Origin of the sequence: Sphaerisporangium viridialbum (assembly GCF_049674955.1) — a bacterium.
GTDB lineage: Bacteria > Actinomycetota > Actinomycetes > Streptosporangiales > Streptosporangiaceae > Sphaerisporangium > Sphaerisporangium viridialbum.
The window spans coordinates 8,976,168-8,996,198 of record NZ_CP187232.1; the positions used below are offsets into that span (position 1 = coordinate 8,976,168).

Here is a 20,031-nt window from a genome sequence, read left to right on the forward strand (position 1 = left end):
CCCACGGGAAGAGGCAGGGGTCCGCTTCGGCCCCGATTGGCCCTGTCTCGCGATCAGCCCCGCTGCCAGCATGGCGAGCGGACGAGCGACGACGGCTTCACGGGGAGGACGGCATGCCGATGACCACGGTGCTCTACGGGACGGCGAGCGCATGACGGGCGACCGCACCGGGGATGGCCGTCGTGACCGGCGGCGGGCGGCGGCGGGGGCGGCCACGGCGATGTTCTGCGTCGGCACGCTCACTGCGGTGTCCCCGGCGCTGCACGACTATCCGGTCTACGGCGGGCAGGCCCTGCGGTACGCCGCCGGCGCGCTCCCGCTCTTCCTGGTCATGCGGGCACGCCGGCTCCCGCACCTGAGGCTGAACGCCCGGGAGATCACCCTGATCGTGCTCCTCGCCGCCGTCGGGCTCGCCGCGTTCAACATCTTCGTCATCGAGTCGACCCGGTACGCCGACCCGGCGACCGTCGGCACGATCGTGGCGACCGTGCCCATCATCCTGGCCCTGGCCGGACCGCTGATGGACAGGCGGCGGCCGACCCCGCACATCGTGGTGGCCGCCGCCGTGGTCGCGGCCGGCGCGGCGGTCGCCACGGGCCTCGGCCACGCCACACTGCTCGGGGTGCTCCTGGCGCTCGGCGCGCTCGCGTGCGAGGTCGGGTTCTCCCTCCTCGCCGTCCCCCTGCTCCCCCGGCTCGGCGCGATCCGCGTCTCTGCGTACGCGACCGCCGCCGCCGTCCCGCTCCTGGCGGTCGCCGGGCTCGCATCGGACGGGCGGGCGGCGATACGGCCGCCGACGCTCGGCGAGGCGGCGGCGATGGGGTACCTCGCGCTCGTGGTGACGGCGTTCGCGTTCTTCTGCTGGTACGACGCGCTGCCCCGGCTCGGTCCTGAACGCGCCGGGCTGTTCTCGGGCTTCCTGCCGATCGGGGCGATCGTCTCCAGCGTGGTCCTCGGGACCGGGCACCCCGGCGTCCCCGACCTCCTCGGGGCCGCGCTGGTCATCGGTGGCCTTCTCCTCGGCCTGCGCCCCCGGCGGGCGCCCCCGGCCGCCGTTCAGGCCGCTCGAACTCCGCCCACGCGCGAGCCAGCCGGTCGACCAGACGGTCGAGCACGTCCGGGCCGAACGTGAAGGCCAGGCGCAGGAACCGGTCGTGCGCGCCGGTGGGGTCCGTCGTGGAGCCCGGCGTCACCTCGACGCCGTGCCGGAGGGCCACGTGGGCGTACTCGGTGGCGTCGACCCCGGGCAGCTCGACCCACAGCCCGCCGCCGCCGTCCGGCCTGCGCCACCGCCAGCCCGGCAGCCGCTCGCGGAGCAGCTTCTCGATGTGGTCCAGACGCTGCTCCCGTACGGGGGCGCGGGCGGCCTGGATCCCGGGCAGGCCGGGAACGAGCCGCGCCGCGAGCATCTGGTCGATGACGGGGCTGCCGAGGTCGGCGAGGGCCTTGCGGCGTGCCAGCCTCTCGATGAGCTCCGAGGGGCCACGTACCCATCCGATGCGCAGCCCGGCCCAGACCACCTTGGCCAGGGAACCCGCCGACAGCACCTTCGCCCCGCGCGGCGCGTACGCGGCGAGCAGGCCAGGGTCCTCGGAGAGGTAGGAGTTGTCCTCCAGGACCGGGATGTCGTACCGGGCGGCGAGCTCGGCCACCCTGCGCCGCCGGGCCGCCGACATCAGGACGCCGGTCGGGTTGTGGAAAGTGGGCATCAGGTAGATCAGGTCGGGCCGCCCGGAGGCCAGGACGCCGGCCATGGTGCGCGCGTCGGCGCCCTCGTCGTCCACGGGAACGGTGACGATGCGGGTGCCGCGCGCCCGGAACACGTCGAGGCAGCCGGGCCAGCCGGGCGACTCGGCCAGCGCGGTGCCGCCCGGCCCGAGGCACAGCTCGGACACCAGCACGAGGGCCTGATGCGCGCCCGTCGTGACGAGGATCTGATCGGGCGTGGTGGGGAGCCCGGTGCCGGTCAGGTGCTGGGCGATGGCCCGGCGCAGCTCGGGAAGCCCGGCGGGGTGGTAGCCGGGCTCGTCGAAGGCCGTCTCAAGGTCGGCGCCCGCGAGGTCGCGCAGGGCCGTGACCAGCTCGGGGACGGCTCCCTGCGAGGAGCTCGCCACCGAGATCAGGTCTCCGGGCCCGTCGATGAGGTACTGGTACATCGCGGTGCCCGTGCCGCCGGGCACGCGCCCGTCCGAGATCGGCCGGCGGGTGGTGGCGTTCCGCGCGATACGGGTGCCGCTGCCCCTGCGGCTCTCGACCAGCCCGGCCTCGCGCAGGGCCTCGTACGCGGCGACGACGGTGGTGCGGCTGACCCGCAGCGCCCCGGCGAGCTGCCGTTCGGAGGGGATGCGCTGGCCGGGGAGCAGGGCGCCGGTCTCGATGGCCTTGCGTATGCCGTCGGCCAGCCTGCGGTAGAGCGGGCCGGTGCCGCTGGGCCAGGTCGCGAACGAGGCGATGACCTCGCTTTCCGAACGCTCGAAGCCGTGGGCGCGCTGCGGACGTGATGCGCGCGACGTGTCCACCTGTCACCCCGTTCCACCTGGAAAGCCCGGTCCACTTTCCCACGGCACGCGGTCGGGTGGACTGCTTGTCGGGGGCGCGGTCAGCCCAGCGCGAGCATGACGGGGGTGAACAGGCGGTCGAGGTCGCCGGGGAGCGGGCCTCCGTGCACCATCAGCTCCGTGGAGAAGGCCGGGGTGAGCCCGCGCGCGACCGCCCAGGCCGTCAGCTCGGCGTGCCGCGTGTCGATGTCCAGGCGGACCTGCCCGTGCAGGCCCGTCACCAGCTCCGCGATCAGCGCCTTGGCCACAGCCGTGCTCTCGCCGACCACGGGCCCGACTGCGACGTTGTCCACGTTGCGCCATGCCGCGCCGAACCCGACCATGGCGCCGCCGCGCTCGACGACGCGGGTCTGCTCCGCGAAGGTGAACAGCCGCGTGACGAGCCGCGTGCGGGGCGCTCCCGACGCTTGAGCGTCCAGGGCGATGACCGCCGAAAGGTCTTCCTCGTGCGCCGGGCGGACCCCGTCGTGCTTGAAGTCCTCGGGTTCGAGGGCGAGGTGCCCGGTGTGCGTGACGACCGTGCCGACCGTCTCGAACCCCACCTTCTCGTACAGGCCCTTGCCGTACTGGGTCGCGGTGAGGAAGACCGTCACATCGCCGGCCTGCTGGAGGGCGTGGAGCATGAGCCTGCGTCCGAGCCCCATGCGGCCGTGCCGGGACGCGACCAGGACCATGCTGACCACGGCCAGATCGCGCCCGTAGCGGGTCAGCACCACCGTGCCGGCCAGGCCGCCCGCCGGGTCGTCGATGCCGTAGACCTCGCCGACCTCGAAGAGCAGGCGCCACTTGGCCTCCTCGGGGAGCCACTGGCGGTCGATGGCCAGCAGCAGGCAGTCGCGCAGGTCACCGGGACCGAGCCGCCTGATCGGTACGTCCGTGACACCTGGCCGGTCGGCGAAGCCCGATTCCATGCATTACCCCCGAAGATGCGTCCCGGGCCCCTCGAACCCGCTTCGTCCGGCATCATCGACCACATTCGCTGACAAATCCACCGATTTTCCCCGCAGCCCACCGGCCGTTGACGCGCCTTGCAGGGTGCCACAGGGTGCTCGCAACCGGGGTCAGCCGTCGTAGACCCAGCCGGTGTCCTGCACGCGGGTGACGCGCTTCCACGTCCGCGCGTCGCACGACGCGGCGGCGAGGTTGCGGAAGTCGCGGTCGCGCACGACATGCGTCTCGGACAGGTCGAGCCAGCTGTCCTTGGTCGCGTGCGGATCCCACCCGGCCGTCGGGATGGAGAGGTACTCGCCGCGGTCGGACTTGTCCTGGCTGGTGATCTTCAGGACTTCCACGTTGCGCGGGTGAGTCCGTACGACGAGGCAGGGGCGGACCTTGGAGCCCGAGCCGTCGGAGTAGGGGACGTCGGCCCACCAGATCTGGCCGGGCGCGGGCCGCGACTCCCACGCCGGGCTCGGCGGGCGGGAGTGCACGGGCAGCGGCCGCCGCCCGGGGCCGGCGGCGGGACGCCCCTTCCGGGCGGGACGCGGCCTCCGGCCTCCCGGGGCGGACGGCTTCCGCCCGGGACGGGACCCGCCGCGCTCGCGGGGAGCGACTTTGCCCCGTACGAGCACGGCCACGAGGCCCGCGGCCACGAGCAGGACCCCGCACACCACCAGCACGGTCATCAGCCGGTCGCTCATCATCACGGCTGCGTGCTGAAGACGTGGTCGACGAGCCTGGCGGTGGCCTTGCCGTCGTCCTTGGGCGCGTAGGTGCGGACGAACGACTCGTACCGGTCGGCGTAGTCGCCGGAGAGCGCGTCGATGAGGCGCACGGCCTCGATCACGTCGCTCCCCTCCGACAGCAGCGGCCCCGGGGCCTGGGTGCGCAGGTCGAGGTAGAGGCCGCGCGTGTTGCGGTAACGCTCCAAGTCGTACCCGAAGAAGACCATCGGGCGCCGGGTCACCGCGAAGTCGAACATCACCGAGGAGTAGTCGGTGATCAGCACATCCGCGATCAGCAAAAGATCAGCTATATCGGGATAAGTCGTAACGTCGAGGGCGAAGGGGTACTCCCGGCTCATCGGCCCGGGACGAACCAGAGACGCGGGCCCGGGGACCACCAGCCCGGGAACCGCCGGCGGCGCCTGCGTCATGTGGCCCCTGACCAGCAGCACATGGTCGCGCCCGAGCACCCGCCGAGCCTCGGTCAGGTCGAGCCGCACCGAGCTGTTCCTGCGGTCGTGGTCGCGCCACGTCGGGGCGTACAGCACCACGCGCTTGCCCAGCGGCACGCCGAGGTTGCGCCGCACGGACGCGGCGAGGTCGGAGCGGTCGTGGGCGAGGACGTCGTTGCGCGGGTAGCCCGACTCGAGGATCTCCCCGCCGTAACCGAACGCGCGGCGCAGCACCTCGGAACCCCACGGGCTCTGCGTGACGAGCAGGTCCCAGTTGGCCACCTCGGCGGCCTGGCGGTACCAGGCGGCCGGCCTCGGCTCGCGCGACATGTGGCGCTGGTCGCCGCCGACCCGCTTGAGCGGGGTGCCGTGCCAGGTCTGCACGCAGATCTGGTCCTCGCGGGCGCGGAACCACTGGGGAAGCAGCGTGTTGGTGATGATGTGGCTCGACCGCGCCAGAGCCGTGTAGTGCTCGCGGCTGCCCTCGCGCACGACCGTGGGCGTGATGCCGGGACCGAGGCCGAGCGCGGCGGAGTCCGGCGGGACGAAGGCGCCGTCCTTGACGACCCAGATGTGCTCGCGGTCGTCGCCGCGCCTGAGCCGCTCCTCGTAGACCGCCCGCGCGCTGTCGGAGTAGGAGCGGCCGTCGAAGGAGACGTAGACCGTCGCGTCGCGGAGCTCGCGACGGCGCTCGGCGGGGTAGTGGACCCTGCGCAGCGCCCAGAGGCCGCCCGCGCCCTTCTCGTCGTCGGGCAGGTGCTCGGCGGCGACCAGCACGGGAACGTCGAACCGCGTGGCCACCAGGCGGTATTCGCGGTCGCCCACGATGTGGACGCCCTCGTCCAGCGTGTCGAGCAGGCGGTGGTCGACACGCAGGGGCGCGGTCGTGCCCTTGCCGCCCGCGACCGACAGGCTCCAGGCCCCGGACGCCAGCGCCACCGTGCTCCCGAACCTGGGCATGGCGCCCGGCGCGAGCCGTACGGAGAACTCGGACCCGGAACGCCCCAGCGGCACGCGGTAGGTCAGGCCGGCCCGCTGGCGCAGCACCAGCTCGCGCTGCCCCGGGTCGGTGTCGGGATAGGTGCCCGCCAGCGTCAGCGTGCCATCGGCGGCCCACGCGGCCGAGGTGATCACCGGCCAGACGCGGTGGGCCGAGACCACGGCCCGGTCGCGCCGGTCGCGCAGCACGGTGACCTCGCGGCGGTCGATCGCGATGTGGGTCTCGGCGGTGTTCTCCATCATGACCGGCGCGGCCGGATCGCCCTTCGGCTCGATCCACAGCCGGCGGGCGTCCCGCTCCTTCATCAGCGCGGGCACGGCGAGCGCGACCGAGAACCGCGTGCCGCCCTCGACCGGCGTGAAGTCGGCGTGGATGCGGTGGCCGCCCAGGCGGGCCCTGCCCTTGGTCGCCGTCGCGCCGGGGAGGAAACCGGTCAGCTCGACCTGGTCGCCCACGTGCGCGACCCCGGTCAGCTCGGCCCTGGTGGGCTGCAGCACGACCTGGAAGACCCGGTCGGAGGTCCACGCCGGGCGCACCCACCAGCCGGGACGTACGCGAAGCCCGGCCGGGCGCTCGGTGCGCCCCACCAGGGGACCGCGCAGGGCGCCGGTCGCCCGCGCGCCACGGCTCCAGATGACGATGTCGGCACGCCAGGTGGTGGTGTCGGGGACCGCGGGACGGCGGCGCAGCAGCCGCTGGGCGCCGTGGACGGCGGCGCGGGTCGCCGCGCGCCAGCGCAGCGACCACGGACGTATCTCGGCCACGAACCCGGCCCAGTCGTAGTTGCAGCCCGGCTCGCCCGCGCCGTGGGTGGCCTCAGGGCGGTAGACGCGGCGGGTGCGGGCGGAGATGGGCGGCACCCAGCGCGGGCCCCTGAGCACCACGGTCGCGCGGTTGAGACGCCGGCTGCGCACGGACAGCCCGACGAGGTAGGCGTGGCCGCTGACGCGCAGCCGCCCGCCCTGCCAGGAGACGTCGTCGACCTCGGTCACCGGGACGAGGTCGGACCTGCGCAGGCGGAAGAGCGGCTCGGGCGCGACCACGGGCAGGTCGGCGTACCAGGCGAGGCCCTTGCGCACCCTCTTGGACGGCTCGGCCGTGGCGGCGACCAGGTTGGCCAGCTCGTCGCCCTGGGCGAGCTCCGCCGGATCGCGGTTCTCGACCAGGTAGCAGGCCAGTCGCCTGGCGACCGGCAGCCGGCGCTTGACCGAGGGCTCGACCTCGGCGAGATAGTCGCGCAGCAGGTCGACGGCCTGGCGCAGGCGCGTGGCGTCCCGCCTGGCGGCGGTCTCCAGCCGCAGGGCCAGCGGCCCGTTGAGGGCCCCGGCGTGCAGCCGCCGGCGCTCGGAGCGGGAAAGGCCCGTGGAGTGGACGGCCGCGATCAGGGCGTCGAGCGGCTCTCCCCTGTCATAGAGGTCCTGGGCGGCCCGCAGCCGGTCGGCGACGACGTCGCCGGTTGGCGCGGGCGGGGCACCGGTGGCCATCAGGGAGGCACCGCCTTTCCAGTCGACCGCAAAGGGCGTCTCTGGAATGGTAATGCGACTTACTGAGAACTCACTGATGATCTCCCTGCCATCGGGCGCGGCGCATGTCGGCGCGCTCGCCCCTCAGGGGAGTGCCCTCCTGCTTCCACCGGGAAAGGCATCTGCTCTCGTGGCCGGGGGGCGGCGTGCCGTCGGCGTGGACGACGCGCCACCAGGGAACGCCTCCTCCCCAGGTGGACATCACGCGGCCCACCTGCCTCGGGCCGCCTTCCGCGAGGTATTCGGCGATGTCGCCGTAGGACATGACCATTCCCGGCGGGATGCGCTCGACCAGGTCGAGCACCCGCTCGGCGAAGGGCGTGGGGTCGCTCACGCGCTCCACTGCGCGGGCCCGAGGGAGAGGATCTCCTCCAGCTTCCCGAACTCGTAGGCCGCGTCGCCGTTCACCTGCTCGACGATGCCGTCGCGGATGCCGTACGCCTCGCCGTCCTCGCCGACCAGGCTCCCGCCGAGCATGCCGGCGAGTCGGGCCAGCTGGGCGACCTCCCAGTCGGAGGTCGGCTTCCCGTACAGGCGCCCCTGCCAGGTGGCGATGGCGTACTCGCCGTCACCGTGGCGCGCGAAGACCTCGCCGGCCTCCGGTGTGCCGCGCAGCTCCAAGCCGGCGTCCGCCGACGCCGTCGCCTTCGTGAGCTCGGCGTAGGCGAGCGGCGATTCGCGTTGTACACGCAACTCGTATCCCACGAGACGGGAACCCTAGCGAACCTTTACCGATCACTGGTACACGAAAGAGCAAGTTCGGTCAGACCGCATCCGAAATGCCGCCGAACGGCAGCCGAATAGCGCCCCAATCGCGTCCACGACGTGATCATTGCCGTTCGGACCGCCGGGTGAGCACGACCACCCCGGCTCCGAACCCTATGAGCCCGAGGAGAACGCCGGCGCCGTAGACCCAGAGTCGCACAGGATCGGGCCCTGGCGGGGTAGGCGCGGGCGCCGTCGTGCCGTTTCCGAAATGAAGGTCGCTCCGCACCGGAAGCGAGGTGGTGTACGCCGTGAGCTCGCCCGCGCGCTTGAGAGCGGCCGCAGCGTCCACCACCCCGAATCCCACTTTGTCGCTATAACGGGCGGCGGGCTTGTTCCTGGTGGTGGACGTGAGCGCACGGGCAACCAAATCAGGGCTTAGATTCGGATATTTCGCCTTTATTAGTGCGGCCACCCCGGCCACCAGGGCCGTCGACGCACTGCTTCCCTCCATCTGCCGGTAGCCGCCGCCGGGAACCGCCGCGGGGACCCCCACGCCGGGCGCGCCCACCAGCACCGAGAGGTTGTCGCTGCTGAACCCGGTCGCCTTGCCCTGCCTGTCGACCGCGCCGACCCCGATCACCCCCGCGTAGCCCGCGGGGAAGCTCCAGAACGTGGTGCCGTTCTTGCGCGCGTACTCGGAGTCGCCGTCGTTGCCCACGGCCGCCACCAGCACCACGCCGCGCGCCAGCGCGTACGCGACGGCCTGGCGGTCGGCGCGCTGCGTGGCGTACTCCCCGAGCGACATGCTGATGACCTTGGCCCCGTGGTCGGTGGCGTAGCGCAACGCCCTCGACAGCGGGCTCTCGCTGGGCAGGCCGAGACCGTCGTCGGGCTCGATGAGCTCGTACTCGGGCTCGTCCTCGGAGATCACGGGAACCGACAGGATGCGCGCGCCGGGAGCCACGCCGATCAGGCCGCCGTCGTGGCCGGACCCCGCGATCAGCGAGGCCATCGCCGTGCCGTGCGGCCCGACGGGCGGGGGGCCGTCGTCGAACACGCTGGCGCGCATGTCGGGCGCGACGGTGACCTTGCCCTTCAGCACCGGGGCCTTGGGGTCCACCGCGCTGTCGACCACGGCCACGGTCACGCCGACCCCCCGGGTGACCTGCCACGCCTGCTCGGCGTTGAGCGCGTCGAGCACCCATCGTTGCTGGTCACGCACCCCGTCGGCCCGTACGGGAGCCGCGAGCAGCCCGGCGAGGGCCACCGCCCCCGCGACCGCGCACGCGCGCGCGGCGCCGGCCCGCGCCCTCAACACACGTTCCCCTGGGTGCAGCGCGGGATCTCGGGTGGCGCGGACAGGCCTCGGGCGATGTGCCCGGCGACGGACTGCGCCGTCGGCCACAGCTCGCTGTGCGTGATCTCCTCCGGCGGCACGGACTCGCGCGTGCGCCCGTCGGCGTACCCGGCGGTGGAGAAGACGATGTACGGCCCCGCGCCCGTCCAGCTCGTGCGCTGGCGCTGCGCGGCGCCGAAGGACTCGGTGACCGTGCCGGGGAACGCCACGGGGCGCACGCCCACGCGGTCGTCGACGGGCAGGTCACCCCCGGTCTGCACCCGGGTCTCCTCGTCGTCGAGCACGGCCACCCCCACGGTCATCACGAAGGTCGAGGTCTGGTCGACGTACGTCGCGCGCAGCATGGTGCGGCAGCCGTGCTGCCGCAGGACCGTGGCGACGGGGGCGTCCACGACGGACGCGCACGGCGCCTCCCTGGCGATGCCGACGCGCCGGGCGGACTGCCGCACCCGGGACAGGCCGAGGTACTCCACCTCGGCGGGGAAGACGGCGTCGGCCCGCCAGGCGTACCAGCGCCTGGCGACGTCCTCCTCGGCGAAACGGGTGCGCTCTGCGACCGTGAGCGGCCGCGCGCGGGTCTCCTGCAGCAGGCCGACCACGCCGAGCAGCACGTTGGTCGCCGCGATGGCGAGGATGGTGCCCATGATCAGCAGGAACAGCGATCGAAACCGGACGCCCCGCTCAAGCTCCATGCGGTCGATGGCCGCCTGCGCGCCGGCGGCACGCGCCCGGGCGCCGGCCCACGGCCGCGCTCCCTCACGGGCTGTGCCATCGCCCGAGGGAAACCTTCCCGCGCCGCGCGCACCCTTCACACGGGCGGGCCAAGGCGTCACCGGTCGTGACCGTGGCTCCTCAGGCGACATATATCGATGCTACGTCGGCGCCCGCTGCCGCCCACCCGGTTGGGGCTCCTGGGGCTCATCGTGTTCCCGGTGTTCGCGTCCGCGCCGGGAGCGCCGTACGAGCACGATCACGACGGTGAGGCTCGCGCCCGCGCACGCGGTCGCCGCCAGGGCCACTCCCCCGTACACGGTGATCATTCCCGTGTCCCGCCGGACGACCTGCACCGGCGACAGCGGAGAGGCCGGCGCGCCGGTGTCGGGGGACATCGGCAGGTCGGCGTCCTGCACGCCCGCGCCGTAGGCGGTGTGGCGGTGCCGCGCCAGCCTCGCGGCCTCGGCGAGCGACCGCGCCGCGTTGACCACGCCGAATCCCATGCCGGGGTCGTAACCCCTGGACGGGCGGCGCGTGGCGCCGGTGGTGAGGGCCTGAGCGACAAGCGCAGGCGACATTTTTGGATATTTCGCTTTAATGAGGGCGGCGACCCCGGAGACGAGCGCCGTCGCCTGCGACGTGCCCCTGCCCACCCAGTACTGGTCACCGGGACCGGCCCCGAAGATGTCCACACCAGGCGCCGCGAGGAGGACCAGCGAGTTGCGGTTGGAGAACGACGCCTTGTGCATCCCGCGATCGGCCGCCGCCACCGAGATCACGCCGGGGAGCGAGGCCGGGTAGGAGTACGGCCCGTCCTTGCGGCCCGCCCCGTCGTTGCCCGCCGCCGCCACCAGGACCACGCCCTTGGAGATCGCGTATTTGATGGCCGCGCGTTCCTGCCGGGTGGGCTGGTCCTTGGAGATCGACATGTTGATCACGCCCGCGCCGTGGTCGACGGCGTAGCGGATGCCGCGCGCGACGACGTTCTCGAACCGCGCCTCGGAGTTGAAGGCGTGGAAGCCCGGCTCGTCGTCCTCCAGGATCACCCGCACAGAGAGCACCTTGGCGGCGGGCGCGACCCCGATCACCCCGTCGGAGTGCCCCGGGCCGTGCCCGTGCCCCGCGATCAGCGAGGCCATGTACGTGCCGTGCAGGCGGAGCGGCGCGACGCCGCGCGGGTTGGCGCCCACGGTGAGATCGGGGCCGGTGAGCACGGACCCGGCCAGGTCGTGGTGGCGGGGGTCGACTCCGGAGTCCAGCACCGCGACCTTGACCCCCGCGCCTCGGGTGATCCGCCAGGCGGCGGCCACGTCCAGGGTGCGCATCACCTGGCGCTGGCTCCCGCGCACCTGGTCGGCCAGCGCGGGCCCGGCCGCCAGCGCGCCGGCGACCTGCAGCACCAGCATGACCACCAGCACCACCAGCACCGGCAGCACCGGCAGCGCCGCGAGCACGGCACGGGGACGCCGCGCGACGCGGACCCTCAGCACTGCCAGTCCTTGCCGGCGCAGTCGGGACGCGCGGGGGTGGCCAGCGTGGTCAGGATCCGGTCCTCCAGGTCGGAGGCGAAGCTGAAGATGGTGGAACGCTGGTGGCCCACCGACCGGGCCGGCCGCCCGTCGATCTGGCCCGCCGTGGTGAGCACCAGGTACGGCCCGGCCTGCGCCAGCGAGGACGCCTGGCGGGCGGCGGCGGTGAACCGGTCGGCGACGGTCTGGGGGAAGGCCAGCGCGCGCAGCCCAGGCGAGGGCACGCCGCCCGGCGGGAACGCCGCCCTGGCCGCGAGCGCGGACCCCTGGTCGGGGAAGGCCGCGACCCCGATGGTCACGACCACTCCCTGGAGCGCGTCGAGGTAGGTCGCGCGGAGCACGGCCCGGCAGCCGGCCGCCTTCAGCACGGTTCTGAGGGCGGCGTCCACGGCCGCCGCGCAGTCGGTGCGCGAGGAGATGCCCACCCTGCGGGCGTTCTCCTGGCCGCCCTGCTCGGCGACGTAGGGGAGCAGGGCCGGGAAGATCTCGCCCGCGGGCCAGGCCTGCCAGCGGCGGGCCGTCTCCTCGGCCGAGGCCTGCTGGATCTCGGCGACGCTCGGGCCACGGGTCAGCTCGGCGCCCGCGGCCCCGGCCGCCACTCCGGCGATGATCGCGCAGATCAGGGTGAGCGCTGACGCCATCACCAGGGACGGCCACGCACGCGACTCACTCACCTGCCCGACCCTAACGCCCCCGGTGGGGAGGCATCGGCCGTTCCATCCGCATAGATCCCTTTGGAAAGTACTTGACGGAATGGAAAGTGGAAAGTACTTTCCTGAGTGGAAATGATAGGAGACCTGCATGAACGCCACCCCTGACGACGCCGCGTCCATCACCCCGGAAGCCGCCGCGCACAGCCTGCGCGAGATCCGCGCGTCCCAGGCGGGCATCGTGAGGGCCAGGCCGTGGTTCCCCACCTGGTATCCCGTCGGCGTCGGCGTCTACGTGACCGGGTTGCAGTTCCTCACGGAACCGGGCACCTCCGGCCCGCTCGCGGTGACGGGGACCACCCTCCTGACGGTCGCCCTCGCCGGCCTGATCGTCGCGCTGGCCCGCACCAACCGGCAGGTTCCCCACCGCAGCCTCGTCAGGCCCGCTGTGGTCGGCGCCTTCGTCGTCTGGCTGCTGGTGGGCGTCGCCGTCTGCGTGGTGCTCGCGGTCACCCTGTCGTCGGCCGAGGTCGCCTACGGGCGCACGTACGCGGGCGTGGCCATGACGGCGTACCTGGCGGTCACCGGCCCGGCCGTCGGCCACGCGATCACGCGGCGCATGGCGGCGAAGATCGAGGGCCGCTGATGGAGCGGCTCGACCCGCTCATCCACGCTCCGGCCAGGCTGCGCGTCATGTCGCTGCTGGCCGCGATGGAGGAGGCGGAGTTCGCGTTCGTCCGGGACGCGGTCGAGGTCAGCGACTCGGTGCTGTCCAAGCACGCCGCGGCGCTGGAGACGGCGGGGTACGTCGTGATACGCAAGGGCCATGTCGGCAAGCGCCCCCGCACCTGGCTCAGGCTCTCGGACGCCGGCCGCGAGGCGTACGCGGCCCATGTCGCCGCGCTCCAGGCCATCGTCGCCCGCTCGGGGCTGTCGCTCACCGGCGAGTAGACGGCGTGCGGCCCGCGCCCTCCTGTGGGAGGACGCGGGCCGCACGCGTCGCGGGATCGGCCTCGCCGGCCGGTCGATCAGTAGGTCGGAAGCGAGGGGTCGACGGTCTTGACCCAGCTCAGCACGCCGCCGCCGACGTGGACGGCGTCGGAGAACCCGGCGTTCTTCAGCACCGCCAGCGCCTCGGCCGAACGAGCACCCGACTTGCAGTGCAGCACGATCTTCTTGTCGTGCGGCAGCCGCTCAAGGGCCGCGCCCCGCAGGAAGTCGCCCTTGGGGATCAGCACGGCGCCGGGGATGTTGACGATCTCGTACTCGTTCTGCTCGCGGACGTCGACGAGGAAGATGTCGTCCCCGCGGTCCTGCATGTCCTTGAGCTCCTGGGCGGTGATCGTGGATCCCGTGGCGGCCTGCTGGGCCTCGTCGGAGATCGTGCCGCAGAACGCCTCGTAGTCGATCAGCTCGGTGATCGTTGGGTTCTTGCCGCAGAGCTGGCACTCGGGGTCCTTGCGGACCTTGACGTCGCGGTACTTCATCTCCAGGGCGTCATAGATCATCAGGCGCCCGACCAGCGGCTCGCCGATGCCCGTGAGCACCTTGATCGCCTCGTTCACCTGGATCGACCCGATGGAGGCGCAGAGCACGCCGAGGACGCCTCCCTCGGCGCAGGACGGCACCATGCCAGGAGGCGGCGGCTCGGGGTAGAGGCAGCGGTAGCAGGGCCCGTGCTCGGACCAGAACACGCTGGCCTGGCCGTCGAAGCGGTAGATCGAGCCCCAGATGTAGGGCTTGCCCAGCAGGACGGCCGCGTCGTTCACCATGTAACGCGTCGCGAAGTTGTCCGTGCCGTCGACGATCAGGTCGTAGGCGGCGAAGATGTCCATCACGTTGTCGGTCGTGAGCGCCACGTTGTGGATCACGACGTTGACCAGGGGGTTGATCTCGCGGACCGTCGCGGCGGCGCTCTCGGCCTTCAGGCGGCCGACGTCCGACTGTCCGTGGATGATCTGCCGCTGAAGGTTGGACTCATCAACGACATCGAAGTCGACGACGCCGAGCGTGCCGACACCGGCCGCGGCGAGGTACATCAGGGCCGGGGAACCGAGGCCGCCGGCGCCCACACACAGCACCTTGGCGTTCTTCAGCCGCTTCTGCCCGGCCATCCCCACGTCGGGGATGATCAGATGGCGAGAGTAGCGGCGCACCTCGTCAACGGTCAGCTCGTCGGCCGGCTCTACCAGCGGTGGCAACGACACAGTTCTACGCTCCCGTTTCAGGGGATCTTCCCATTTGGCGGCTTGCCCGTCAGGCTACGCGCCCAGCCGTCTGTCACAACCTAACCCGGTTGCCCCCGCATTCCCGAATCGGCGATCTTAGCCGACGGCGGCCGTATTCTCCGCGCTCCGCGTGTCTTCCGTCCCCCGCGCACCGTCGCCGCCCACGGACGCCTTCCACACGCTGTCCTGCATCAGGACGCGTACGTGGCGGGCGACGAGCGCGGGGAACTCCATCTGCGCGACGTGGGCCGCGTGGGGCAGGAGCACCAGCCGGACGTCCTGGAACGTGCGCCCGGCCCTCGTCGCCATCCGCGGGTCCACGAGGCGGTCGTGCCGCCCGTGCACGACCAGCGTGGGGGCGGTCACCTGGGCCGCCAGGCGCCACAGGTTGTCGGCGCCGCGCCGGAAGTACTCGTTGACCAGGGCACGGGCCGTGGCTACCAGTGCCTGGCCCGCGTAGGGGAGCTCGTCGCGGCGGCGCAGCTCGGCCACGGCGTCCTCCAGGCGGTCGGGGTGCACCCGCCCGCTGTCGGCGTAGCACATGGCCATGGTGGCCCTGATCCTCCGCTCGGGGGGCAGCGTGCGGAGCCGGGTGACGGCCCACTCGCCGAGGCGGGGGGCCGCCGACATGGCTACGCGGGCCGGGCCGTACCGGGGAAGCAGGTCGGGCAGAGCCGGCGAGACGAGCGTGAGGGTGCGGACGAGATCGGGGCGCGTGGCCGCGACCCGCACCGCGACGGCGCCGCCCAGGGAGTTGCCGAGCAGGTGCACGGGGCCGCCGATGTGCTCGATCAGCGCCGTGACGGCCGCCGCGTGCGCGCCGATGGAGTAGTCGCCGCGGGGCGACGCGGGAGAGTAGCCCGCTCCCGGCAGGTCGATGGCATATCCCCTCACCTGGTGCCGGAGCTCGGCCATCAGGTCGGTCCAGTTGGTCGCGGAGCCGGCCAGCCCGTGCACGAACACGGCCTTCTCCTGCGGCCCCTCGGGAGTGGACCGCACGTAGACGCTTAGGCCGTCGAGGTCGAGCAGCTCCCCTGGCCAGTGCGGAATCGGTTCGTCCACCATCTTTCCCCCTCTTGTTCACCGTCCGTTCCGACGATAACCCGGCGCCGTACAGCTCGCGCCGAGCACCGCGCCCTGCTGGGGCTACCCGGACAGGACCGGAGAGGCCACAAGATCACAGGAAATATCGGGCAAATCGGGAAATATCGAACTGAAAGACATAAGGGCAGGTTAAGTAGATGCCAAAAGGCAGTGATCCTCGTTTGTCGTATGCGCCGCTAGGAAAACAAGACAAGTGGGAAGACTCATAACGAGTCACCCCAGCATTTACCTCGAAAATGAGGAAATGCGTCCGCTGGGCAACCCGATGCGTCAAGGGGGAAAACGCAATGCCCGACGTCAAGAAATACGCCGCAATGCTGACCGTCACCGCGGCACTCACTGGTGGTCTCGCCGGTCTCGGCGCCACCACGGCTACAAGCGCCAACGCGTCCACCGCGATCACCAACTTCGACGGCTTCGGAGGCGGCTTCGACGGCTTCGACGGCGGCGGAGGCGGCTTCGACGGCGGCGGCGGCCACTGCCACCACGGCGGCGGGGGCCACCACGGCCACCACGGCGGCTTCGGCGACGACGGCGGCTTCGGCGACGACGACGACGGGGGCTGGGGCGGCAAGGGCCGCGGCTTCTCGCGTCACCACCGTCACCACCACCGCGCCGGAGGCGGCCACCGCAACTGCTACTTCAAGATCGTAGAGGCGCGCTTCTTCCGCGCGATCATCGGCCACAACAGCCACGGCGGCGGCCACCACGACTTCTTCCGTGACAACCACCGTCGCCACTGGCGTCCCGAGCACCATCACCACCACCACCACGGCCACAAGCACCACGGCAACGAGGAGAGGTAAACATCCATTCCTAGGCGGACTTTCCAGGCTGCCATTCGCCTGGTAGCACCAGCCGCTTAGCCGACAGAATACGGGAAGCCCCGGAGCGATTCCGCTCCGGGGCCTCCCTCTGTGCTCGGACACTTTATCCCGGCTCCGGAATTTCCGGCCTCTCCGGATAATTTCGCTTTTCCGGGTTGTTTCTCCGCCCGGTCAGGCGGTCTTGCGGGCGCGGCGCTTCGGGGCCTGCTTCTTGGTGTCCTTCTCGTCCTTCTCGGCGGCCTCGGCGGCCTCGGCGGACTTCGCGGCCGGCTTCTTCTTGGCGGCCGTCGAGGCGGGGGCCTTCTCGCGGGCGCCCTCCCGCTCGCGCTTGGCGGCGTCGACGCTCGCCCGCAGCGCCGCCATCAGGTCGACGGCGGGCCCCGCCTGCTCGGGCGCCTCGGGGCGCACGAGCTCCTTGCCCGCGACCTTGGCCTCGATGACCTGCTGGAGCGCCTCGCGGTAGGCGTCGTGGTACTCCGTGGGATCGAACTCCCCCGCCATCGTCTCGATGAGCGACTCGGCCATCTGCAGCTCCTGCGGGCGCACCTCGACGTCCTCGTCCTGGAACGCGAACCCCGGGTCGCGGACCTCGTCGGGCCACAGCATGGTCTCCAGCACGAACACCCCGTCGCGTATGCGCAGGGCGGCCAGCGACTCGCGCTGCCGCAGCGCGACCTTCACGATCGCCACCTGCCCCGTGCGCTCCAGCGCGTCGCGCAGCAGGACGTACGGCTTCACGCCCGTGGACTCGGGCTCCAGGTAGTACGACTTGTTGAACAAGATCGGGTCGAGCTGGTCGGCAGGGGTGAACTGCAGCACGTCGATGCGGCGGGAGGTGCTCAGCGGCAGGTCGGCGAAGTCCTCGTCGGTGAGCACGACCACCTCGCCGCCGGGGAGCTCGTACCCCTTGGCGATCTCGGAGTACGGCACCTCCTCACCGTCGACGGTGCAGACGCGCTTGTACTTGATGCGGCCGGCGTCCTCGCGGTGCACCTGGTGGAACGTCACGTCCTTCTGCTCGGTGGCCGAGTAGAGCTTCACAGGGATGGTGACAAGCCCGAACGAGATGGCACCCTTCCAGATGCTACGCATGACAACTCCTCACCTCGCCCCTACTATCGAACACGCGTTCGTTAGCGGCAAGGGCGCAAAGCATTCCTAGATGGGCAGATACCCAGTGTTGAATGCCGTATCCGGTCAGGCCGCCGCCTGGTTTGATCGGGGTCCGACCTGAGCACGGGAAAAGAAAACCCAGCGGGGGAAGTGGTGCGCGTGGCGGAGAAGGTCCGGGTCAGGGTCGACGGCCGGGAGCTGACGCTGACCAACCTGGACAAGGTGCTCTATCCCGAGGCCGGGTTCACCAAGGCGGAGGTGATCGACTACTACAGCCGCGTCGCCCCCGTCATGCTCCCGCACCTCAGGGGCCGCCCGGTGACCGTCAAGCGCTATCCCAACGGCGTGGACCAGCAGTTCTTCTTCGAGAAGAACCGCCCGGCGCACACGCCCGCCTGGGTCCGCACGGCGCGCCTGCCCGCTCCTGGCAGCACCAAGGACCGCGAGACGATCGACTACGCCGTCGTCGACGACCTCCCCACGCTGGTCTACCTCGCGAGCCTCGCCGCCCTGGAGCTCCACACGCCGATGTGGCGGGTCGACGACCAGGGTGGGCCCCAGCCGCCCGACACCATGGTCTTCGACCTGGACCCCGGCGCCCCCGCGACGATCGTCGAGTGCTGCCGCGTGGCGACGCGGCTCAGGGAGGTCCTGCGCGAGGACGATCTGGAGGGCTGCCCGAAGACCAGCGGCAACAAGGGGATGCAGGTGTACGTCCCCTGGTCCCACAGGTCCGAGAGCCCCGCCGAGTACGCCAAGGCCATCGCCCAGCGGCTGGAGAAGGAGCGGCCCGACGAGATCGTGAGCCAGATGGCCAGGAAGCTGCGCCCCGGCAAGGTCTTCATCGACTGGAGCCAGAACAACCCCGCGAAGACCACCATCGCCCCCTATTCTCTGCGCGCCAACCGGCTGCCCACGGTGTCCACCCCGATCACATGGGAAGAGGTGGAGAGCTGTTCCCGGCCGGAGGATCTCGTGTTCACCGCCGAGGACGTCCTGCGCCGTGTCGGGGAATTGGGCGATCTCATGGCCCCGCCGGAGCGGAGCGGCACCGGGAACGAGCCTTAGGCTGGACGCATCGGGGTATGGAGCGGGGAGTTTCGAGCTCGCCCGCCTACTGAGGGGACTGAACATGTCGGAGATGGATGTGGGCGGGAACGAGGTCTCGCTTGACTCGCTCGAGCCCCTCGACGACGTGGCCGACGCGCTGGAGACGGAGGTCCCCGAGGCCGATGCCATCGAGCAGCACCTGAACATCCGCGCCGACCAGCGCGAATGGCCTCTGGAGATCCCCTACGACGTCGACCCGGCCGACGCCGCCGACCAGGAGCGCACGGTCGACCTCGGCGACGACGACTATCGCTGACCTGGTTACCCGCGCGTAGGATGTGAACCCGAACCGGATCCACGGGAGCGAGGGGCAGGCGGACGCCTGGCCGGCTGAGATCCGAATCTAACTCGATCAGCAGGAAGCTGAGCGCGATCACCGGTCGTGCGACGCGTGAACCGTCCCCAAGGAGAGTCCCGTGACCGCTACCCCGGACGCCAAGCCCCGGGGCACCCGGCTGCCCCGGATGGCCCGTCGCCGACAGTTGCTGAACGCGGCGCAGGAGGTCTTCGTGGAGAACGGCTACCACGCGGCCGCGATGGACGAGATCGCCGAGCGGGCCGGGGTCAGCAAGCCGGTGCTCTACCAGCACTTCCCCGGCAAGCTGGAGCTCTACCTGGCCCTGCTCGACCTCCACGTCGACGACATGGCGAACCGCTGCCGCGAGGCCCTGGCCTCCACGACCGACAACAAGCAGCGCGTCCAGGCCGCCATCGGGGCCTTCTTCGACTTCGTCTCCAGCCAGGGCGAGGCCTTCCGCCTGGTCTTCGAGTCCGACCTGCGCAACGTCGCGCCGGTGCGGCAGCGCATGGAGCGCTCGCTCCGCGAGAGCGCCGAGATGATCAGCCAGGTGATCCAGGAGGACACCGGCTGCTCCAGCGACGAGGCCCACCTCCTCGGCGTCGGCCTGGTGGGCATGGCCGAGGTCAGCGCGCGCTACTGGCTGGCCAGCCACGGCACCATCCCCAAGGACGTGGCCACCCAGCTCATGGCCCGCCTGGCCTGGAGAGGCATCGGCGGCTTCCCCCGCACCACGTAGCGGGTCCTGCCGCACCGCGGGGTTGTTCGCTTGACGCGATCAACAGGGGCCACGGGACACCCGAGGAGTAACGATGAGGATTACAGCGCCCATCGAGGCTCATCGAAATCGAAAGGGATCCCGATGGAAGTAAAGATCGCCGTACGTTCCGTGCACCGCGAGATCGTCATAGAGACCGACCTGACCGCCGACGAGGTGGAGCAGGAGCTCCGCAACGCCCTCGCCGCCGACCGCGGGGTCTTCTCGATCACCGACAACAAGGGCATGCGCGTCGTCGTCCCGGTCTCCTCGCTCGGTTTCGTGGAGATCGGCGAGGACGCCTCGCGCGTCGTCGGTTTCGGCGGCACGCTCTGAGCCTGGCGCTTTGGGGGGCCTTCGCTCCCCAAAGCGCCGGCGTGAGCACGGGGCCCGGCTCAGGACCCCGGAAGATCGGACCGGCGCGGGCTCAGAGGCCCGT

Annotated in this window: 20 protein-coding genes and 1 pseudogene; 8 read left to right on the plus strand and 13 right to left on the minus strand. The window is 71.7% G+C overall.

The window, feature by feature from the left end; all coding sequences use genetic code 11:
* The first annotated feature begins 151 nt into the window (after positions 1–151).
* A complete protein-coding gene (locus ACOZ38_RS40370) occupies positions 152–1,132 on the plus strand; it encodes a DMT family transporter (protein ID WP_424536156.1) in 981 nt (326 codons plus the stop codon).
* A 16-nt stretch (positions 1,133–1,148) separates the two neighbouring features.
* Here the strand turns inward: ACOZ38_RS40370 and ACOZ38_RS40375 are convergent.
* From ACOZ38_RS40375 to ACOZ38_RS40420, 10 genes and pseudogenes are all read right to left on the minus strand, one after another.
* A pseudogene (locus ACOZ38_RS40375) lies at positions 1,149–2,519 on the minus strand (PLP-dependent aminotransferase family protein); the annotation flags it as partial.
* Between the two features lie 80 nt (positions 2,520–2,599).
* A complete protein-coding gene (locus ACOZ38_RS40380; RefSeq protein WP_424536157.1) occupies positions 2,600–3,469 on the minus strand; it encodes a GNAT family N-acetyltransferase in 870 nt (289 codons plus the stop codon).
* A 150-nt stretch (positions 3,470–3,619) separates the two neighbouring features.
* Complete coding sequence (locus ACOZ38_RS40385) at positions 3,620–4,201, minus strand: type II toxin-antitoxin system PemK/MazF family toxin (protein ID WP_424537178.1); 582 nt, start codon at positions 4,199–4,201, stop codon at positions 3,620–3,622.
* Complete coding sequence (locus ACOZ38_RS40390) at positions 4,201–7,158, minus strand: CDP-glycerol glycerophosphotransferase family protein (RefSeq protein WP_424536158.1); 2,958 nt, start codon at positions 7,156–7,158, stop codon at positions 4,201–4,203. Before ACOZ38_RS40390 ends, ACOZ38_RS40385 begins: the two co-directional genes overlap by 1 nt.
* 70 nt (positions 7,159–7,228) lie before the next feature.
* Positions 7,229–7,540 (minus strand): MGMT family protein, encoded by a 312-nt coding sequence (locus tag ACOZ38_RS40395; RefSeq protein ID WP_405141551.1) that lies wholly within the window; start codon positions 7,538–7,540, stop codon positions 7,229–7,231.
* Positions 7,528–7,890, minus strand: coding sequence for a hypothetical protein (locus tag ACOZ38_RS40400; protein ID WP_405141552.1), 363 nt, complete (start codon positions 7,888–7,890; stop codon positions 7,528–7,530). The genes ACOZ38_RS40395 and ACOZ38_RS40400 overlap by 13 nt, the downstream gene beginning before the upstream one ends.
* Positions 7,891–8,026: 136 nt before the next feature.
* Positions 8,027–9,223, minus strand: a complete 1,197-nt coding sequence (locus tag ACOZ38_RS40405; RefSeq protein WP_424536159.1) for a S8 family serine peptidase — start codon at positions 9,221–9,223, stop codon at positions 8,027–8,029.
* Positions 9,217–9,954, minus strand: coding sequence for a hypothetical protein (locus ACOZ38_RS40410; RefSeq protein ID WP_424536160.1), 738 nt, complete (start codon positions 9,952–9,954; stop codon positions 9,217–9,219). The genes ACOZ38_RS40405 and ACOZ38_RS40410 overlap by 7 nt, the downstream gene beginning before the upstream one ends.
* 180 nt (positions 9,955–10,134) lie before the next feature.
* Positions 10,135–11,466 carry a S8 family serine peptidase gene (locus ACOZ38_RS40415; protein WP_424536161.1) on the minus strand — a complete coding sequence of 444 codons (1,332 nt, stop codon included), beginning with the start codon at positions 11,464–11,466 and terminating at the stop codon, positions 10,135–10,137.
* A complete protein-coding gene (locus ACOZ38_RS40420; RefSeq protein ID WP_424536162.1) occupies positions 11,460–12,179 on the minus strand; it encodes a hypothetical protein in 720 nt (239 codons plus the stop codon). The genes ACOZ38_RS40415 and ACOZ38_RS40420 overlap by 7 nt, the downstream gene beginning before the upstream one ends.
* 127 nt (positions 12,180–12,306) lie before the next feature.
* Here ACOZ38_RS40420 and ACOZ38_RS40425 point away from each other — a divergent pair, with 127 nt between their 5' ends.
* Entirely contained in the window at positions 12,307–12,801 is a 495-nt protein-coding gene (locus ACOZ38_RS40425; protein ID WP_424536163.1) for a hypothetical protein, read from the plus strand.
* On the plus strand, positions 12,801–13,106 hold the full coding sequence (locus ACOZ38_RS40430; protein WP_405141562.1) for a winged helix-turn-helix domain-containing protein: 306 nt from the start codon (positions 12,801–12,803) through the stop codon (positions 13,104–13,106). Before ACOZ38_RS40425 ends, ACOZ38_RS40430 begins: the two co-directional genes overlap by 1 nt.
* A gap of 77 nt (positions 13,107–13,183) precedes the next feature.
* Here ACOZ38_RS40430 and moeZ read toward each other — a convergent pair whose 3' ends face one another.
* Together moeZ and ACOZ38_RS40440 are read right to left on the minus strand one after the other, a co-directional pair.
* The gene (moeZ, locus tag ACOZ38_RS40435) at positions 13,184–14,362 is read right to left on the minus strand and encodes an adenylyltransferase/sulfurtransferase MoeZ (protein WP_424536164.1); all 1,179 of its coding nucleotides are present in this window, start codon (positions 14,360–14,362) and stop codon (positions 13,184–13,186) included.
* A 117-nt stretch (positions 14,363–14,479) separates the two neighbouring features.
* A complete protein-coding gene (locus tag ACOZ38_RS40440) occupies positions 14,480–15,448 on the minus strand; it encodes an alpha/beta fold hydrolase (RefSeq protein WP_424536165.1) in 969 nt (322 codons plus the stop codon).
* Positions 15,449–15,774: 326 nt separating this feature from the next.
* On the opposite strand from ACOZ38_RS40440, the gene ACOZ38_RS40445 reads away from it, so the two are divergent.
* Positions 15,775–16,293, plus strand: a complete 519-nt coding sequence (locus ACOZ38_RS40445) for a hypothetical protein (protein WP_424536166.1) — start codon at positions 15,775–15,777, stop codon at positions 16,291–16,293.
* Positions 16,294–16,485: 192 nt separating this feature from the next.
* Here ACOZ38_RS40445 and ACOZ38_RS40450 read toward each other — a convergent pair whose 3' ends face one another.
* Entirely contained in the window at positions 16,486–17,406 is a 921-nt protein-coding gene (locus ACOZ38_RS40450; RefSeq protein WP_424536167.1) for a Ku protein, read from the minus strand.
* Between the two features lie 180 nt (positions 17,407–17,586).
* On the opposite strand from ACOZ38_RS40450, the gene ligD reads away from it, so the two are divergent.
* From ligD to ACOZ38_RS40470, 4 genes are all read left to right on the plus strand, one after another.
* On the plus strand, positions 17,587–18,495 hold the full coding sequence (gene ligD / locus ACOZ38_RS40455; RefSeq protein ID WP_424536168.1) for a non-homologous end-joining DNA ligase: 909 nt from the start codon (positions 17,587–17,589) through the stop codon (positions 18,493–18,495).
* A gap of 64 nt (positions 18,496–18,559) precedes the next feature.
* Complete coding sequence (locus ACOZ38_RS40460) at positions 18,560–18,793, plus strand: hypothetical protein (protein WP_424536169.1); 234 nt, start codon at positions 18,560–18,562, stop codon at positions 18,791–18,793.
* Positions 18,794–18,953: 160 nt separating this feature from the next.
* Positions 18,954–19,574, plus strand: coding sequence for a TetR/AcrR family transcriptional regulator (locus ACOZ38_RS40465; protein ID WP_363916187.1), 621 nt, complete (start codon positions 18,954–18,956; stop codon positions 19,572–19,574).
* Between the two features lie 123 nt (positions 19,575–19,697).
* Positions 19,698–19,928 (plus strand): DUF3107 domain-containing protein, encoded by a 231-nt coding sequence (locus ACOZ38_RS40470; RefSeq protein WP_405141569.1) that lies wholly within the window; start codon positions 19,698–19,700, stop codon positions 19,926–19,928.
* Positions 19,929–20,031 lie beyond the last annotated feature (103 nt).

Excerpts from the sequence above, each read along its gene's own strand:
- ACOZ38_RS40460 (WP_424536169.1), top strand. The coding sequence starts at position 18,560 with ATGTCGGAGATGGATGTGGGCGGGAACGAGGTCTCGCTTGACTCGCTC.
- ACOZ38_RS40380 (WP_424536157.1), bottom strand. The coding sequence starts at position 3,469 with ATGGAATCGGGCTTCGCCGACCGGCCAGGTGTCACGGACGTACCGATC.
- ACOZ38_RS40450 (WP_424536167.1), bottom strand. The coding sequence starts at position 17,406 with ATGCGTAGCATCTGGAAGGGTGCCATCTCGTTCGGGCTTGTCACCATC.
- ACOZ38_RS40425 (WP_424536163.1), top strand. The coding sequence starts at position 12,307 with ATGAACGCCACCCCTGACGACGCCGCGTCCATCACCCCGGAAGCCGCC.
- ACOZ38_RS40430 (WP_405141562.1), top strand. The coding sequence starts at position 12,801 with ATGGAGCGGCTCGACCCGCTCATCCACGCTCCGGCCAGGCTGCGCGTC.
- ACOZ38_RS40445 (WP_424536166.1), top strand. The coding sequence starts at position 15,775 with ATGCCCGACGTCAAGAAATACGCCGCAATGCTGACCGTCACCGCGGCA.
- ACOZ38_RS40470 (WP_405141569.1), top strand. The coding sequence starts at position 19,698 with ATGGAAGTAAAGATCGCCGTACGTTCCGTGCACCGCGAGATCGTCATA.
- ACOZ38_RS40440 (WP_424536165.1), bottom strand. The coding sequence starts at position 15,448 with ATGGTGGACGAACCGATTCCGCACTGGCCAGGGGAGCTGCTCGACCTC.
- ACOZ38_RS40390 (WP_424536158.1), bottom strand. The coding sequence starts at position 7,158 with ATGGCCACCGGTGCCCCGCCCGCGCCAACCGGCGACGTCGTCGCCGAC.
- ACOZ38_RS40385 (WP_424537178.1), bottom strand. The coding sequence starts at position 4,201 with ATGATGAGCGACCGGCTGATGACCGTGCTGGTGGTGTGCGGGGTCCTG.
- ACOZ38_RS40410 (WP_424536160.1), bottom strand. The coding sequence starts at position 9,954 with ATGGAGCTTGAGCGGGGCGTCCGGTTTCGATCGCTGTTCCTGCTGATC.
- ACOZ38_RS40370 (WP_424536156.1), top strand. The coding sequence starts at position 152 with ATGACGGGCGACCGCACCGGGGATGGCCGTCGTGACCGGCGGCGGGCG.